We start from the raw sequence: 16,586 nt of genomic DNA, 5'->3' as shown, positions 1-16,586 counted from the left end.
ATCTGCCCTTCATGAAGCGGCGTGCCCTATCTGTAACAAACTACTCTGTCAACGCCAGAGAACGTAATTTTATTGCGATATCCTCCGCATTATTGGCATCGAGTTGCGCATCATATCGTTCCCATGCTTCGGGAAGTTGGTGGCGGAACCAGGTATATTGCCGTTTCGCATATTGGCGGGTCGCGGCCTGCGCGCGCTCGATCATCATATCATGATCGGTGCGCCCTTCACACCAGTCGATGATGTCGCGAACGCCGATCGCACGCATGGCGGGCAGGCTGGGATCGAGCCGGCGCGCGCGAAGAGCCTGGACCTCCTCGACCGCCCCCTGTTCGAGCATGGCCGCAAAGCGGGCGTTGCAGCGTTCGTAGAGCCAGGCGCGCGGCGGCAGGAGGATAGCCGATGCCACCGAGACTTGATCTGATATTCCACCCTCAAGCTGTTGTTGCCAAACCGATAACGATTGTCCTGTCGAGCGGATGACTTCAAGCGCGCGGCTGATCCGGGTGATGTCCTGCGGCTTCAGCCGGGCCGCCGTTGCAGGATCTTCACGCCGCAGCATCACCGCGGCTCGTCCGACGGACATCGCGCGCACCTCAGCGCGAATCGCGGGGTCGATCTCGGGGATGGGGGCGATGCCATAGAGCAGGGTCCGCAGATAGAGCCCGGTACCGCCGACCACGATCGGCAGCCGGCCGGCCGCGTGCGCCGAGGCGATTTCGCGCCGCGCGTCCTCCGCCCACTCTGCGGCGGAACATGCAAAAGCGGCGTCTCGATAGCCGTACAGCCGGTGCGGCGCGCGCGCGAGTTCAGCATCGTCGGGGCGAGCCGAAAGGATGCGCAGATCGGCATAGACCTGGCTGGAGTCGGCGTTGATTACGACGCCGCCGGCGATCTCGGCGAGCCGCACCGCCAATGCGGACTTGCCGCTGGCGGTTGGCCCCGCAATAAGCGCGATCGGTTTTTTCGACGGGGAGACGGTCTTGTTCATCGCGACGCTGATAGCATCGGAGCGCCTGCAAGCGGCGGATATTTCCGCCGGTCTCGGCCGTCTTGCCGACGCAGGAGCAAAATCGATTGAATATAAGTGGATAGAGAAGGATGTCGCCTGCGATTTGAGCTTCGAAGGTGACGCGGCGGCGGCGCGTGCAGCGCTCGAGGGCGAGTTTGCTGGCGTCGATGTGATCGTCCAGCGTGCCGCGGACCGGCGCCGAAGGATGCTGGTAGCAGATATGGATTCGACGATGATCACGATCGAATGCATCGACGAACTCGCCGATTATGCCGGGATCAAGCCGCAGATCGCGGAGATCACGGAGCGGGCGATGCGCGGCGAACTGGATTTCGAGGGTGCGCTCGATGCGCGCGTCGGCCTGCTGAAGGGGCTCGATGCATCGATGATAGACCGGTGCCATGCCGAACGTGTCGTCATCATGGGCGGCGCACGCGAATTGGTGCGGACGATGCGGGCGAACGGTGCCGATTGCTATCTGGTTTCGGGCGGCTTTACCCTGTTCGCCGATCGGGTCGCCGCGGATATCGGCTTTACCCGCGCCCTGTCCAACATTCTCGAGTTCAGCGACGGCAAGCTGACGGGAACGGTAGCCCGGCCGATCGTCGGGGCAGCGGCCAAGCGCGAGACGTTGCTCGCCGAAGCCGAGGCGCATGGCATTGCGCCGGAGCAGTGCCTCGCCGTTGGAGATGGAGCCAACGACATCCCGATGATCGAAGCGGCCGGGCTGGGGGTCGCCTACCACGCCAAGCCGAAGACGGCGGCTGCGGCTGCGGCGCGGATCGATCATTGCGATCTGACCGCACTGCTTTACGCTCAGGGTTATGCAAAAAAAGACTGGGTAAACTGATGCTTGTCGATAAAATCTGTTAGATCGTAGTAATATTGGAGCTGAAGCGGCCGCTCATTCGCGCGTCATATCCGCCGCGATCGCGCCGAGGGCAAACGCCACGGCCGCTTCCCTGCCGTCGAAGCTGACCCTGATCCCGCTTTCGCCGATCTCGCTCACCCGCGCGAAAATCGATCCTGCATGGGGATGGCGAAGTTCGACCCTGGAGCCGAGCGCTGGCGGAAGGCTTGTATCGAGTGTCGCACCGGTGCCGCATATGTCCCGCAGGGCGACCGACTGGGCTAGTCCTTCGGCCAGCAACTCACAGACCTGCCTGCGCCGCCACCGGCTCGCCATAGCCTCGGGCCGATCTATACGCCGCCACACCGTCATCCAAGCCATCCGCAACTGTTCAGGCGAGGTTTATCGCCAGAAAACACGAAGATAGCGTTAAAGCCGAACCGAACGCCGATCAGGGCGCCACTGGGAAACAGGCCGAACCTGCGGCCTTGATCGCGGCGCAAGCCTGGTCGGCGGCCGGGCGCGAACCGAGCGGCCCCGCCTGCAGCCGCGTGAAACTCCCAGCCGCGACGTAACTTGGGCTGAGCGCCCTGATTGCCGGAGTCTTGCCCGACAGAGTCGACCAGGCGCCTTTGGCGCCATCGGGGCTCGAGAAGGCGCCGAGCTGGACCTTCCATCCGCCGCCCGCTGCCGCGACGATCGGCGCGGCCGGCCGGGCTGGAGGCTTGGCCGTCACCGCCGCTGCCTTCGCAGGCGGCGCAGCCACGGGCGCCTTTCCGGGCGGGCTCGACGATTGCGCGGCAGCCGTCGGCGTTGGGCTGGCTGGAGCCGGCGGCGTCGAAGCCGGTATGCTGGTCTGGCCAACCGGCTGCGGGGTACGCTCGGTCCGCAACGTCAGCGGCGCACCCGGTCCCGGGGCATCGCTTGCGCGCAAGGCGGCGGTCCTCTCCATTTCGCGGGCCAGGGCGAGCCCGGCGAGACGCTGCTGTTCCGGTATGAGCTGTTCCATCTGGGCCAGGCTCGTCGTGGCCGCGCCGATGCCGGACGCCTTGGCACGGGTCATCAGGGCATAAGCGCGCGCCCAGTCCCTCGGTAGCGAATCCCCGTTGAAATAAGCGGTGCCGACGACATATTGCGCCCGCGCTTCGCCCTGGTCGGCGGCCTTCTTGAGCCAGATCATGGCTTCCTCGCGCTGGCCGCTCTGGAACAGCTGGAGGCCGAGCGTCGCTTGGGCTTGCACATGCCCTGCTGCAGCGGCCTTGCGATACCAGCCGAGCGCCGCAGCAGCATCCGCCGGCACGCCGCGCCCGAGCTTGTAAGCCTGACCGAGGTTGAACTGCGCATCGGGTTCGCCGGCCGCGGCCGGCCCGCGCCATTCGGCAACCGCCTTGGGATAGTCGCCAGCCAGCCAGGCATCGACGCCGGCCTTGGTCTCCGCTGCAACCGGCAGGGCGATGACGGCACCGATCATGGCGCAACCAACGAACAAGCTTCTCATACTCTACCGCCCCCGACACATCGGCATGATTTTGCCGGTTGATAGCGCGTTCGCTGGCATCCGGCGATAGCGAATCCCCCGCGGTGGTTAACGGGTGTCGTTAACCAAAGCTTAGCGGGCGCCATGGCAAGCAGGGCAGGATAGCGCGGGATCCGCGCGACATGGGGACGTTGCTGTGCGACAGAGTTGGGCAGGATTTGCGGCCACGGGAATTGTCTGGCTGGGCCTGGCGGGAATCGTCGGTGGCGCGGCCCCGGCCGCAGCGGCCCGGCCGAGCGCCGCATCCGGAGATCAGCGCGCTGCCTTGCTCGCAGCGTCGGCCCGCGATGCGCTGGCCCAGGGCAATGCCGCGATGGCAGTGCGCGACGCCGAGGCGGCGGCGTCGATCCTGCCGCGCGACGCCGCGACGCGGGCTTTCCTGGGCCGCGCCTATCTCAGCGCTGGCCGTTTCGCTTCCGCCGAAACCGCACTTCGCGATGCATTGACGCTCGATCCGTCGCTCGGTCGCATCGCCGTCAACCGGGCTCTTGCGCAGATCGCGCTGGGCCAGAATGCCGCAGCGCTCGCATCGCTGGAAATGGCGAACGGCCTGGCTCCGGAAGCGGAAATCGGTCTTGCGCTGGCGCTGCTCGGCCATGCCGACGAAGCCCGCGAGCGGCTCCTGGCTGCGGCGCGGATGCCGGGCGCGGATGCCCGCACCCGCCAGAACCTCGCCTTCGCCTGCGCGATGGAGGGCCGCTGGAACGACGCGGCGACCATCGCCGCACAGGATGTGCCTGCCGACAGGCTGGCGGAACGCCTGCGTCGCTGGGCCATGGTGACACAGATGAAGGCCGACCCCGCTCTGCAGGTGGGCGCTCTGCTTGGCGTTATGCCGGCCGAGGATAGCGGACAGCCGCTCGCTTTGGCGCTCTCGACGCTACCGGACGCTTCGGACGTCCCGGCGACGGCGGTGGCCGAAACGGTTAGCATCATCCCGACGACACAGGCCGGGCCCGCTGGCACGGCCGGATCGACTCCATCGCCGCTGTCGCCGGCGGTGGCCCAGGCAGCGTCCATGCGGCCGGTCGCGCGCTCTGTCGCGCCTCGGCCTGTTCAGTCGAAGCTCGCCACGTCGGTGGCGCGGCCGGTGCGCTCCGTGCCGCGAAAGCCACCTCTGAAAAGCTGGGCGGTGCAACTTGGGGCATTCACTTCGGCGAGCAGGATCGAAGCCGCCTGGACCGGCCTGGGCCGGCGTGCGCAGTTCCTCAAGGCACATGTGCCGACCGGCTCCGGCTTCCGCCGGGGCAGGGCGATGCTATACCGCCTCTCGGTCAGCGGCTTTGCCCGGCGCGGCGACGCGACCCGGCTCTGCCTCAGCATCAAGGCCGTCGGTGGAGCATGTTTCGTGCGGTCATCGGCCGGCGAACGACCCATGCAATGGGCGCAGCGCAATGGCACTAGCGGTCGTGCCTGACGCTGCCAGCCTAGCCTAGCGCCACGCCGCCCTTGATCGTCTGCAACACCTTGCCCTGAACCGGCAGTCCATCGAATGGCGTGTTTCCCGCACGCGAAGCCATCCGATCCGAATCGATGCGCCAGGGCCGATCGGGGTCGAACAGCACAAGGTCTGCCTCGCCGCCGATCGCGAGCGTACCGCCCGGAAGGCCGAGCAGCCGGGCAGGAGCCATCGACAGCAGCGTGATCAGCCGCGGCAGATCGACCACACCATCGCGAACCAGCGTCAACGAGAGGGTCAGCAGCATCTCCGCGCCCGACATGCCGGCCTCGGCATCCGCGAACGGCAACCGTTTGGCTTCCGGTCCCTGCGGGTCATGGCTCGAGCAGATCAGGTCGATCGTGCCATCGGCGATCGCCGTCAGCGCGGCGCGGCGGTCATCCTCGCTCCGCAGCGGAGGCGACAGGCGGGCAAAGGTGCGAAAGCCGCCGATGGCGATATCCGACAGGAGAAGATGCGCGGGGCTGATGCCGCAGCTGACCGGCAGTCCGCGCTGTTTGGCGGCGCGCACCAGATTGAACGCGCGGGCCGTGGACAGCTGACGGAAATGGAGCCGCGCCCCCGTCTGTTCGACAAGCATGATGTCGCGCGCGACCGCCATAGCCTCGGCGGCGGCCGGTGCGGCGGGAAGACCCATCCGCGTGGCATATTCACCCTCGGTCGCGACGGCGCCGGCCGTCAGCCCGCCATCCTCGGCATGGCTGATCACCAGCAGGTCGAGTGCCCGCGCATAAGACAGCAGCCGGAGCATCACGCCCGAATCGCGAATCCAGCTGCGGCCGGTGGCGACGGCGCACGCGCCGCCAGCCTTCATCAGTCCAATCTCGGCGAGTTCTTCGCCACGGAGGCCCTTCGTCGCGGCGGCGAGCGGATGGATCCACACATCGGGCTTGCCCGAGGCGGCGGCGCGCTGGACCAGCGCCTCATGGTCGAGCGACGGCGATTGATCGGGCATCAGCACCGCCCGGGTGATCCCGCCGGCGGTGAAGGCCGGCATGTCGATCGCGAAGGTTCCGACGTCGATCAAGCCGGGGGCGACATGCGCTCCGCGGGCATCGATCGTTTCGACATCGGCGGGGATATCGAAGCTGCCGACCGCCGCAATATGGCGGTCGCGGATCAGCAACCCGCCCGGGGCGACCGTTCCCGCGCCTGGATCGACCAGCCTGGCGTTGACGATGGCAAGCGGCGCGGTCACGCCCAGCCCTCGATGCCGCGCCGGCCGCGCGTCAGCACGTCCAGGCAGGCCATCCGCACCGCAACGCCCATCTCGACCTGTTCGGTGATCGCCGAGCGGGTCGGATGATCCGCAACGCTGCTGGCGATCTCGACGCCGCGGTTCATCGGCCCTGGATGCATCACCAGCGCATCGGGAGCTGCGCGCTCAAGGCGGCTTGGGGTGAGGCCGTAGAGCGCATGATATTCACGCGGCGAGGGGAGATAGGCGCCGTCCATCCGCTCGTTCTGGAGGCGCAGCATCATCACCACGTCGGCGTCTTCCAGTCCGGCATCGAAGTCCGTGAACGGGATCGCGCCGAGCCGTTCGATCGCCGCTGGCATCAGGGTAGGCGGCGCGATGACACGCACCTCCGCTCCCAGGGCGGTCAGCGCCAGGATATTGGAGCGGGCCACGCGGCTATGCAGGACATCGCCGCAGATCGCCACGCACAGCCCGGCTATGCGGCCCTTGCGGCGGCGAATGGTCAGCGCGTCGAGCAGCGCCTGGGTCGGGTGCTCATGGCGGCCGTCGCCGGCGTTGAGCACCGGACAATCGACCTTGTCCGCGATCAGCTGTACCGCGCCTGACGACTGGTGGCGGATCACGATCATGTCGGCGCGCATCGCGTTGAGCGTCACCGCCGTGTCGATCAGCGTCTCGCCCTTCTTCACGCTCGATTGCGATGCGTTCATGTTGACGACGTCGGCGCCCAGCCGCTTGCCGGCGATCTCGAACGACAACAGCGTGCGCGTCGAGTTTTCGAAGAAGGCGTTGATCAGGGTCAGGCCCGAAAGCCGGTCATCATGCTTGGTCGTCGCGCGATTGAGCGTGATCCACTGCTCGGCTTCGTCGAGCAGGAACATGATCTCGTGCGGCTGAAGCCCATAGATGCCGGTCAAGTGGCGATGCGGAAAAGGCAAAGGCATTAAAGCCGCGCCATAGACGGGTGCGCAAAGAAGCTCAAGCGCCTCAGATCATCCCGTCGATCGCGCCTTGCAGGATATAGGCGGCGGCGAGCTTGTCGACGAGCTCGGCGCGGCGCGCCCGGCTTGCATCGGCGTCGATCAGGGTGCGCGTCACCGCCTGAGTCGACCAGCGTTCATCCCACAGCAGGATTGGCAACCCGATGCCCTCTATATTGCGGGCAAAGGCGCGCACCGACTGGGTGCGCGGCGAATCGCTGCCGTCGAGATTGAGCGGCAGGCCTACCACCATGCCCCTGATCGACTGCGCGGCCAGCAGCGCGCGCAGCTTGGCGGCGTCCACACTGAACTTGGTGCGGGCGATGGTTTCCGCCGGGCTGGCGATCGTCCATCCGGCGTCGCATATCGCCACGCCGATAGTCTTGGTGCCGACATCGAGCCCGGCCAGCCGGCCCCGACCGGGTAGGGCCGCCCGAAAATCGAGCGATGACGTGAAGATCATCGGTTCAGCCAGGCCTTTGTGCGCGCTTCCGCATCGGCGCGGATATTGCCCCAGAACAGGGCATAGTCGAAGACATGATAGTTATTGCCGGGCATGACATAGCGGTCGAAATCCTTGGGAGGCCCGCCGATCAGCAGCAGCCCTGACGGATCGCAACGCGCGGGGACGGCGCCCGCGCGCATGTCGGCACCCTGGAAGTCGGCCCGCGGTACGAGCGATCCGAGATTGGCCGAGGGCAGGGCGGCCGTCGCCGGCGCACCGCTGAGCGGGTTGACGCATAGCATATGCGTGCCGCGCCGCGGCCTGCCCGTCAGACCGGTGGACCCGTTGAAAATCTCGTGGATCAGCCGCGGATCGGCGGGTTCGGCGAAGCTCTGCCACGACAGGACGCAGCCGGTCTGGCGCGGCCCCTCGCAGGCGGACAGTCCAAGCGCCGGGATATCGGCTTCGACGGAGATCGGCCAGCCGATCAGATAGGCGGCGACGATCCGGCGTGCGATCGGCCTACCCGCGACTCTTTCCTGCATCAGCCGCATGAGGTGGAGGGTGCCTTGGCTGTGCCCGGCCAAGATGATCGGCCGTGCGGGCGGCAGTTGCGCCGCGAAGGCGTCGAAAGCGCTCAGCACGTCGCCATAGGCCAGCTCGAGCGCCTTCTTGCTCTCGGGCGTGTCGGTCAGGAAGGCGCCGAGGGTGGCCGAGCGATAGCGCGGTGCCCAGATCGCCCCGATCCGGTTGAAGGCGCTCGCCTCGCTCGATCCGAAGACGCGCAGCCATTTGCGCGAGTCCGCATTGTCGAGCGGCGCGTTCCAGCTGGCCTTGCTGAAATAGGTCGTCGGAGGAACGTAGAATATGGCAACGTCGGTCGGGCCGCCGGTGGCCTCTCCGGCTGGCCGCCAGCGGGCCGGATCGTCGGGAAGGTCGGGCCGAGAAAGCCAGGACGATGCACGGCCATAATGCGGCGCGGGCCCTGCCGCTGCAGCATCGAACCTGCCGCCGGGCACGAAGGCGAGGCGCATGAGTTGGTCCTGGAACAGGTTCCAGCCGATTCCGGCGGCCAAGGTAAGCACAATCAACCCCGCGATCACGTATAGGAAACGGCGAGCCAGCACGACGAACTCCGATTGTGCAGTGCAGCATAAACTTGCGCACAGCAAGTGCGTAGCGGGCAATCGGCGTTGCGTCCAATAACCGGGGCAGGATGACGTCGACCTTGAAGCGAACAGCGTCGGATGCTAGCCGCGCCGCCATGTCAGTCGATGCCGCTACCGTCCGCAAGATCGCGAGCCTCGCCCGAATTGCCGTTAGCGATGGCGATGTCGATGCGATGGTGCCCGAGCTCAACAATATCCTTGGCTGGATCGAACAGCTTGGCGAGGTCGATACTGATGGTGTCGAACCGCTGGCCGCCGTGATCCCCAACCATCAGCGTCTGCGCGGCGATGTCGTCACTGACGGTAATATCCGCGACAAGGTGCTGGCGAATGCACCGCAGGCCGAGCACGGGTTCTTCGCCGTGCCCAAGGTGATAGAATAATGGGCGCGATCACCGATCTCGGCATCAAGGGCCTGCGCGACGGCTTTCGTGCCGGCGACTTCTCGGCGCGCGAAGTGGCCGACGCCTTCAATGGTGCGGTCGCGAGCGGCAAGGCGCTTAACGCCTTCATCATCGAAACGCCCGATCATGCGATCGCCGCGGCCGAGGCGGCCGACAGAGCGCGTGCGACGGGCGAATTGCTGCCGCTGTCCGGCGTGCCGCTCGGCATCAAGGACCTGTTCTGCACGGCCGGTTACCAGACCACGGCGGCGAGCAACATCCTCGGGGGCTTCACGCCGACCTATGAGTCGACGGTCACCACCAAGCTGTTCGCGGCCGGAGCGGGCATGCTCGGCAAGCTCAACATGGACCAGTTCGCGATGGGCTCGTCCAACGAGACCAGCGCGTTCGGGAACGTCATCTCGCCCTGGCGGCGCAACGACGGCGGCAACGCCGCGCTCGCGCCGGGCGGCTCGTCGGGCGGTTCGTCGTCGGCCATCGCGGCGCGGCTCGTGCCCGCCGCGACCGGCACCGATACCGGCGGCTCGATCCGCCAGCCGGCGGCGTTCACCGGCATCACCGGCATCAAGCCGACCTATGGCCGCTGCTCGCGCTTCGGGATCGTGGCTTTCGCGTCCTCCCTCGATCAGGCTGGTGCGATGGCGCAGGACGTTCGCGACAGCGCGATCCTCCTCGAGGCTATGTCGGGTTTCGATTCGAAGGATTCGACATCGCTCGATGTCGCGGTTCCCAGGTGGGAAGAGGCTTTAACAAGCAATCTCAAAGGCAAGAAGGTCGGTATTCCCAGGGAATATCGGGTCGATAACATGCCTGCGGAGGTCGATGCGCTCTGGCAGAAGGGCATCGAGTGGCTTCGCGATGCCGGTGCCGAGATCGTCGAGGTGTCGCTTCCGCACACCCGCCACGCCTTGCCGACCTATTACATCATCGCGCCGGCCGAGGCTTCATCGAACCTCGCCCGCTATGACGGTGTCCGCTATGGCCTGCGCGACCTGCCGGAGGGTGCCAACCTCCAGGACATGTATGCTGCGACCCGCTCGAAAGGCTTCGGCCCCGAGGTCAAGCGCCGCATCCTGATCGGCACCTATGTCCTGTCGGCAGGTTTCTACGACGCCTATTACACCAAGGCGCAGAAGGTCCGAGCGCTGATCGCCCGCGACTTCGAGCAGGCCTTCGAGAAAGTCGATGTGCTGCTGACCCCGACCGCGCCGTCGGCCGCGTTCGCGCTGGGCGAGAAAAGCGCCGATCCGCTTGAAATGTACCTCAACGACGTCTTCACCGTGCCCGCGAGCCTCGCCGGTCTGCCCGCCATGTCGGTGCCGGCCGGTCTCGACTCCAAGGGTCTGCCGCTGGGCCTGCAGATCATCGGCCGCCCGCTCGACGAGCAGGGTGTTCTCAACGCGGGTCTCGCGATCGAGGAGCGCGCGGGCTTCACCGCCAAGCCGCAGAACTGGTGGGCAAAATGAGCAGTTACCGTATCCAGGGCGCCACCGGCGAATGGGAGGTCGTGATCGGCCTCGAAGTCCATGCGCAGATCGTTTCCAAGGCCAAGCTTTTCTCGGGCGCCTCGGCGACTTTCGGAGCCGAGCCCAATGCAAACGTCTCGCTGATCGACGCGGCGATGCCGGGCATGCTGCCGGTACCGAACGAGGAATGCATCCGCCAGGCGGTCAAGACCGGCATGGCACTCGGCGCTGAGATTAACCGCTGGTCGCGCTTCGATCGCAAGAATTACTTCTATGCCGATCTGCCGCAGGGCTATCAGATCTCCCAGCTCTACCATCCGATCGTCGGCGAGGGTGCGATCACGATCGATGCCGATGAGAAGTCGGGCATCGCCGAACCCAAGCGGATCGGGATCGAACGGCTCCATGTCGAGCAGGATGCCGGCAAGCTGATGCACGACCAGCATCCGACCCGCTCCTATGTCGATCTCAACCGCTCGGGCGTCGCGCTGATGGAAATCGTGTCGAAGCCGGACATGCGTTCTCCTGCAGAAGCAGGTGCTTATCTCCGTAAGCTCAGATCGATCCTGCGTTATGTCGGCAGCTGCGACGGCAATATGGAAGAAGGGTCGATGCGCGCCGACGTCAACGTGTCGGTGCGGAAGGTCGGCGACGAGCTTGGCACGCGCACCGAGACCAAGAACGTCAACTCGATCCGCTTCGTCATGGCGGCGATCGAGGGCGAGGCCAATCGCCAGGTCGACGTGCTAGAAGCCGGCGGCCGGATCGTCCAGGAAACGCGGCTCTACGATCCCGACCGCAACGAGACGCGGTCGATGCGCTCCAAGGAGGACGCGCACGACTATCGCTATTTCCCCGATCCGGACCTGCTGCCGATCGAGCTGACCGAGGATTATGTTGCGGCCTGCGCGGCCGAATTGCCCGAGCTGCCCGATGCGAAGCGCGCGCGCTACGAGAGCGTGCTGGGCCTGCCGACCTATAATGCGGCGGTGATCACCGCCGATGTCGAGACGGCACGCTGGTTCGAGGCGCTGGTCGAGGCGACCGGAAAGCCGGCGGGCGACGTCGGCCGCGCGGCTTCCAACTGGCTGATTTCGGATCTGTTCGGCGCGCTCAACCGGTTGGGCAAGTCGATCGAGGAAAGCCCGGTGAGCGCGAAGCAGGGGGCCGAGTTGCTCGGCCTCGTGGCTGACGGCACGCTGTCGGGCACGCTGGCCAAGCAGGTGTTCGAGATCATGCTCGAAACCGGCGAGGATCCAGGCAGGATCGTTGAGGAACGCGGGCTCAAGCAGACCAGCGACACCGGCGCGATCGAGGCGGTGATCGCCGAGGTAATGGCTGCCAACGCCGACAAGGTCGCCGACTATCGCGGCGGCAAGGACAAGCTGTTCGGCTTTTTCGTCGGCCAGACGATGAAGGCGATGGCGGGCAAGGCCAATCCGGGCGTGGTCAACGATCTGCTGAAGAAGGCACTGGGCTGAACTCAGCCCAAAGAGTAAGGGACGAGGCGGCCGGATCCGGGCGGTTGGTCTATCTTTAGGCGACCAACAAACCCGCCAAAGCCGGTCAAGGCTGAGATACGCCGCTTCGGCATTCCCCAAAGGCGGACGTGCCAATCCGGCGGGTTGTACTCGGTCCCGATGCTGTTATAGAGCCCGCCGACCGGCGGTCCTGATTTGCGGGCGTGGCGGAACTGGTAGACGCGCCAGATTTAGGTTCTGGTATCGCAAGATGTGGGGGTTCGAGTCCCTTCGCCCGCACCAGCTTCGCTTCCATTGCGCGAAGCGGGGGCCCGAAGAAATTTCTCGAGATAGAGGTTGTGACGACCCATGCAGACTGTCGAAACGCTCAATGAGGGCCTGAAGCGCGCCTATTCCGTGACGATTCCGGCGAACGACGTCGCCAAGCGAGTCGAGGCGGAGATCAAGTCGATCGCGCCGCAGATCAAGATGCCCGGCTTCCGCCCCGGCAAGGTGCCGACCAATCTGGTCAAGAAGATGCACGGCCCGGCGATCGAGCAGGACGTGCTGAACAAGACGGTGCAGGACGGTATCCAGCAGCTGCTCGCCGAGCAGAAGCTCCGTCCCGCGATGCAGCCCTCGGTCGAACTCGACGAAGGCTATGAGCCGGGCAAGGACGTCGCGCTCAAGGTTGAACTCGAAGTGCTGCCCGACGTTCCGGCACCGTCGATCGAAGGCCTGAAGCTCGAGCGGCTCACCGTCCCCGCGGCGGCCGAGGTCATCGACGAGCAGCTGCAGCGCATCGCAGGCCAGCAGAAGCAGTATGACGACGCCATGGAAGGTCATCCGGCGGTCGAAGGCGACCTGGTTGTCATGGACTTCGCCGGATCGGTCGATGGCGTTCCGTTCGAGGGCGGCACCGGCGAGGGCATGTCGGTCGAGCTCGGCTCGGGACGTCTGATCCCGGGTTTCGAAGAGCAGCTCGAAGGCGTCAAGAAGGGCGAGGCGCGCAGCCTCAACGTCACCTTCCCCAAGGATTATGGTGAGAAGTCGCTGGCGGGCAAGGAGGCCGTGTTCGAGGTCACCGTCACTGACGTCCGCATTCCGCGCGAAGCGACCGTCGACGACGAGTTCGCCAAGTCGCTGGGCCTGCAGGGCCTGGACCAGCTGCGCGAGCTGCTCAAGGGACAGGTCGAGCAGGAACTTAACGGTCTTACCCGCACGCATATGAAGCGCAAGCTGCTCGACCAGCTCGCCGCCAGCCACGACTTCCCGGTACCGCCGTCGATGGTGGAGGCCGAGTTCCAGCAGATCTGGGCGCAGCTCGAGCATGAAGCTGGCCATGAGGAGGATCCCGAGGCCGCCCGCGCCGAGATGGAGAATGACCGCGCCGATTATCAGGCCATCGCGGAGCGCCGCGTGCGCCTGGGCCTGCTGCTCTCCGAGATCGGACAGCAGAACGGCGTCGAGGTCAGCCAGCAGGAAATGCAGCGGCTGATCATGCAGGCTGCGCAGCAATACGGGCCCAAGGACCGCGACCGGTTCATCCAATATGTCCAGCAGGACCCGATGGCTGCCGCCCAGCTGCGCGCCCCGCTGTACGAGGACAAGGTCGTCGACTTCCTGTTCGGAAAGGCTGAGATCAGCGATCGCGAAGTGACGCGCGAGGAACTGGAAGCCGCGATCGAGGCCGATGATGACACGATCGGCAAGGGCCATGTCCATGGTCCTGACTGTGGACATGATCACCACGATCACGATCATGGTCATGATCATGCGCCGGCCAAGCCCGCCAAGAAGCCGGCAGCCAAGAAGGCTGCCAAGCCTGCGGCCGAGGAAGCTGTAGCCGCCGAGGCGGTCGAGGCTCCGGCGCCGAAGAAGGCTCCAGCGAAGAAGGCGGCTGCCGCAGCTGCTGAGGGTGAGGCTGCTCCGGCGCCCGCCAAGAAGGCGCCTGCGAAGAAGAAGGCCGCTGCCGCCGAGTAATCGTCGATTTCCATCGGGACACAGAGGGCCGGGCGGCAATGCCTGGCCCTTTTGTTTTCTTCGCCAGCCTGCTCCCTTACGCGTCATCGGCAGCAACGCTCGCGCGCGCCAGCACCGATCACCGCGGCGATCAGCAGGATCGCGCCGGCCATCAAATGCATGCCCGCCGCAAGCGAGTCGAGGCCCTCGGCCAGGGACTTTGGCGGCCGAGGGAAGGTCGCGGCCGAGCCCACCAAGGTTGGCGTGGCAGAAGATCGCGAAGAGAAGCGCCGCAATGGGTAGCGCGACGATCGCGCCGAGCCCGCTGTGGCAGGCTAGCGAGCGTATGTCGGCCGTCTTGAGCATGGATGGATCCCCAACCGGCCATGTTGCCGATCGCGGGAGCGCGCGCCAGACAATTTCGAAGCTGCACGGCCTGATTCCGATGCGCGCGATCGGCCCTTGAAACCCCCGCGGCAAAGGCCGATGTTGTCACCTCAAGGCAAAGCACGAAGGACCGAGACCTCCCATGCATAATCCGTTTGAAACCGGCCAATTCCTCAATCCGGAAACGGGCGCTCTCGTGCCGATGGTGATCGAGCAGTCGAACCGCGGCGAGCGTAGCTTCGACATTTATTCGCGCCTGCTGCGCGAGCGAATCATCTTCGTGACTGGCCAGGTCGAGGACCATATGGCCTCGCTGATCACCGCCCAGCTGCTGTTCCTCGAGTCGGAAAACCCGAAGAAGGACGTGTTCATGTACATCAATTCGCCGGGCGGCGTCGTGACGGCGGGTCTCGCGATCCACGATACGATGCAATATATTCGCCCGCGGGTCGGCACCGTGTGTATCGGCCAGGCGGCGTCGATGGGCAGCTTCCTGCTTGCGGCCGGCGAACCCGGGATGCGCGTGGCGCTGACCAACAGCCGGATCATGATCCACCAGCCGTCAGGCGGCGCCCAGGGCATGGCCGCCGACATCGAGATCCAGGCGCGCGAGATCCTGCGGATGCGGCACCGGCTCAACTCGCTCTACGCGAAATATACCAAGCAGCCGATCGAGGCGATCGAGCATGCCATGGATCGCGACAAGTTCCTCGAAGCCGATGAAGCGAAGGCGTTCGGACTGATCGACGAAGTGTTCGACAAGCGCCCCAGCCCCGCAGACGAGGCGATGGCAGCCTGATCAAGCAGCCGCCCGGTGCGCTCGCGGGCGGCTTGTTCGCCGCAAAGCCCGCCCCATATCCCAGGGGACCCCGATATCGCTCATGGCTTCTTAAGAAGGTTGTGGGATCGGGGGGGACATGTTTAGGATATGGGCGATCCCCAGTGGAGTCAGGATCTAGTTTATGACCAAGTTGACCGGCGGCGACTCGAAGAGCACCCTATACTGCTCGTTTTGCGGCAAGTCGCAGCACGAGGTCCGCAAGCTGATCGCCGGCCCGACCGTGTTCATCTGCGACGAGTGCGTCGAGCTTTGCAACGACATCATCCGCGAAGAAACCAAGGGCGCGCTCGTCAGCAAGAAGGACGGCGGCGTTCCGACGCCGCATGAGATCTGCGAGCATCTCGACCAATATGTGATCGGCCAGTCCAAGGCCAAGCGCGTGCTCTCGGTGGCGGTCCACAACCATTACAAGCGGCTCAACCATGGCGCCAAGGGTGCCGATGTCGAGTTGGCGAAGTCGAACATCCTGCTGGTCGGGCCGACCGGCTCGGGCAAGACGCTGCTGGCCCAGACGATGGCGCGGCTGCTCGACGTGCCCTTCACGATGGCCGACGCAACGACGCTCACCGAAGCTGGTTATGTCGGCGAGGATGTCGAGAACATCATCCTCAAGTTGCTTCAGGCCTCGGACTATAACGTCGAGCGGGCGCAGCGCGGCATCGTGTATATCGACGAGATCGACAAGATCAGCCGCAAGGCCGACAACCCCTCGATCACCCGCGACGTGTCGGGCGAGGGCGTCCAGCAGGCGCTGCTCAAGCTGATGGAGGGCACCACCGCGTCGGTACCGCCACAGGGCGGACGCAAGCATCCGCAGCAGGAGTTCCTGCAGGTCGATACGACCAACATCCTGTTCATCTGCGGCGGCGCGTTCGCCGGGCTCGAGAAGATCATCGGTGATCGACTCCAGGGCAAGTCGATCGGCTTCGGCGCCTATGTCGCGGCACCCGACGAGCGCCGCACCGGCGAAACGCTCCAGCAGTGCGAGCCCGAGGATCTGTTGAAGTTCGGCCTGATCCCCGAATTCGTCGGCCGTCTGCCGGTGATCGCGACCCTGATGGACCTCGACGAGCCCGCCCTGGTCGAGATCCTCTCGACGCCGAAGAACGCTCTGGTCAAACAATATCAGAAGCTGTTCGAGATGGAGGGCGTCAAGCTCGGCTTCACTGACGACGCGCTGGTTGCGGTCGCCCGCAAGGCGATCACCCGTAAAACAGGTGCGCGCGGCCTGCGTTCGATCCTCGAGGGGTTGCTGCTCGACACGATGTTCGATCTGCCGTCGATGGACGGTGTGGATGAGATCATCGTCGACAAGGACGTGGTCGAAGGCCGCAAGGACCCGGTTCGCGTGTTCGCGAAGAAGAGCAAGGAAAAGGCTGGCGGCGACGCCGCCTGATCCGGTGCGCTAACTAA

Annotated in this window: 15 protein-coding genes and 1 tRNA gene; 9 read left to right on the top strand and 7 right to left on the bottom strand. The window is 65.5% G+C overall.

The features are described from left to right. Positions 1 to 40 precede the first annotated feature (40 nt). Positions 41 to 991 (bottom strand): tRNA (adenosine(37)-N6)-dimethylallyltransferase MiaA, encoded by a 951-nt coding sequence (miaA, locus tag AAC645_RS09595; RefSeq protein WP_340315564.1) that lies wholly within the window; start codon positions 989 to 991, stop codon positions 41 to 43. Here miaA and serB point away from each other — a divergent pair. Then, positions 984 to 1,862: a phosphoserine phosphatase SerB gene (gene serB / locus AAC645_RS09590; RefSeq protein ID WP_340315563.1), complete on the top strand. Its 879-nt coding sequence runs from the start codon at positions 984 to 986 to the stop codon at positions 1,860 to 1,862. The two genes, miaA and serB, sit on opposite strands and share 8 nt — an antisense overlap. 54 nt (positions 1,863 to 1,916) lie before the next feature. Here serB and AAC645_RS09585 read toward each other — a convergent pair whose 3' ends face one another. Both AAC645_RS09585 and AAC645_RS09580 read right to left on the bottom strand, forming a co-directional pair. Beyond that, entirely contained in the window at positions 1,917 to 2,234 is a 318-nt protein-coding gene (locus AAC645_RS09585; protein ID WP_340315562.1) for a hypothetical protein, read from the bottom strand. Between the two features lie 79 nt (positions 2,235 to 2,313). Next, complete coding sequence (locus AAC645_RS09580) at positions 2,314 to 3,333, bottom strand: SPOR domain-containing protein (protein WP_340315560.1); 1,020 nt, start codon at positions 3,331 to 3,333, stop codon at positions 2,314 to 2,316. 202 nt (positions 3,334 to 3,535) lie between these two features. Here AAC645_RS09580 and AAC645_RS09575 point away from each other — a divergent pair, with 202 nt between their 5' ends. Continuing rightward, a complete protein-coding gene (locus AAC645_RS09575) occupies positions 3,536 to 4,816 on the top strand; it encodes an SPOR domain-containing protein (RefSeq protein ID WP_340315558.1) in 1,281 nt (426 codons plus the stop codon). Between the two features lie 10 nt (positions 4,817 to 4,826). On the opposite strand, the gene AAC645_RS09570 is transcribed toward AAC645_RS09575, so the two are convergent. From AAC645_RS09570 to AAC645_RS09555, 4 genes are read right to left on the bottom strand one after another with little or no spacing between them, the layout of a single operon-like run. After that, a complete protein-coding gene (locus AAC645_RS09570; RefSeq protein ID WP_340315556.1) occupies positions 4,827 to 6,056 on the bottom strand; it encodes a dihydroorotase in 1,230 nt (409 codons plus the stop codon). Then, the gene (locus AAC645_RS09565; protein WP_340315553.1) at positions 6,053 to 7,003 is read right to left on the bottom strand and encodes an aspartate carbamoyltransferase catalytic subunit; all 951 of its coding nucleotides are present in this window, start codon (positions 7,001 to 7,003) and stop codon (positions 6,053 to 6,055) included. The genes AAC645_RS09570 and AAC645_RS09565 overlap by 4 nt, the downstream gene beginning before the upstream one ends. Positions 7,004 to 7,046: 43 nt before the next feature. Next, entirely contained in the window at positions 7,047 to 7,502 is a 456-nt protein-coding gene (gene ruvX, locus AAC645_RS09560) for a Holliday junction resolvase RuvX (RefSeq protein ID WP_340315552.1), read from the bottom strand. After that, positions 7,499 to 8,611, bottom strand: coding sequence for a DUF3089 domain-containing protein (locus AAC645_RS09555; protein ID WP_340315551.1), 1,113 nt, complete (start codon positions 8,609 to 8,611; stop codon positions 7,499 to 7,501). The genes ruvX and AAC645_RS09555 overlap by 4 nt, the downstream gene beginning before the upstream one ends. A 137-nt stretch (positions 8,612 to 8,748) precedes the next feature. On the opposite strand from AAC645_RS09555, the gene gatC reads away from it, so the two are divergent. The 7 genes from gatC to clpX all read left to right on the top strand — a co-directional run bounded on the left by gatC (position 8,749) and on the right by clpX (position 16,569). Next, complete coding sequence (gatC, locus tag AAC645_RS09550) at positions 8,749 to 9,036, top strand: Asp-tRNA(Asn)/Glu-tRNA(Gln) amidotransferase subunit GatC (RefSeq protein WP_340315549.1); 288 nt, start codon at positions 8,749 to 8,751, stop codon at positions 9,034 to 9,036. Beyond that, positions 9,036 to 10,523: an Asp-tRNA(Asn)/Glu-tRNA(Gln) amidotransferase subunit GatA gene (gatA, locus tag AAC645_RS09545; RefSeq protein ID WP_340315548.1), complete on the top strand. Its 1,488-nt coding sequence runs from the start codon at positions 9,036 to 9,038 to the stop codon at positions 10,521 to 10,523. The genes gatC and gatA overlap by 1 nt, the downstream gene beginning before the upstream one ends. Continuing rightward, positions 10,520 to 12,004, top strand: a complete 1,485-nt coding sequence (gene gatB / locus AAC645_RS09540) for an Asp-tRNA(Asn)/Glu-tRNA(Gln) amidotransferase subunit GatB (RefSeq protein ID WP_340315547.1) — start codon at positions 10,520 to 10,522, stop codon at positions 12,002 to 12,004. The genes gatA and gatB overlap by 4 nt, the downstream gene beginning before the upstream one ends. A 197-nt stretch (positions 12,005 to 12,201) precedes the next feature. Then, positions 12,202 to 12,286 (top strand) — tRNA-Leu (locus AAC645_RS09535). Positions 12,287 to 12,352: 66 nt separating this feature from the next. After that, positions 12,353 to 13,966 carry a trigger factor gene (gene tig, locus AAC645_RS09530; protein WP_340315546.1) on the top strand — a complete coding sequence of 538 codons (1,614 nt, stop codon included), beginning with the start codon at positions 12,353 to 12,355 and terminating at the stop codon, positions 13,964 to 13,966. 508 nt (positions 13,967 to 14,474) lie between these two features. Next, positions 14,475 to 15,131, top strand: coding sequence for an ATP-dependent Clp protease proteolytic subunit (locus AAC645_RS09525; protein WP_340315544.1), 657 nt, complete (start codon positions 14,475 to 14,477; stop codon positions 15,129 to 15,131). A gap of 163 nt (positions 15,132 to 15,294) precedes the next feature. Beyond that, positions 15,295 to 16,569, top strand: a complete 1,275-nt coding sequence (clpX, locus tag AAC645_RS09520) for an ATP-dependent Clp protease ATP-binding subunit ClpX (protein ID WP_340315543.1) — start codon at positions 15,295 to 15,297, stop codon at positions 16,567 to 16,569. Positions 16,570 to 16,586 lie beyond the last annotated feature (17 nt).

The sequence above is a fragment of the Rhizorhabdus argentea genome (assembly GCF_037861105.1).
GTDB lineage: Bacteria > Pseudomonadota > Alphaproteobacteria > Sphingomonadales > Sphingomonadaceae > Rhizorhabdus > Rhizorhabdus argentea.
The sequence above is the reverse complement of the archived record's forward strand: the minus strand, read 5'-3'. Positions and strand labels throughout refer to the sequence as shown.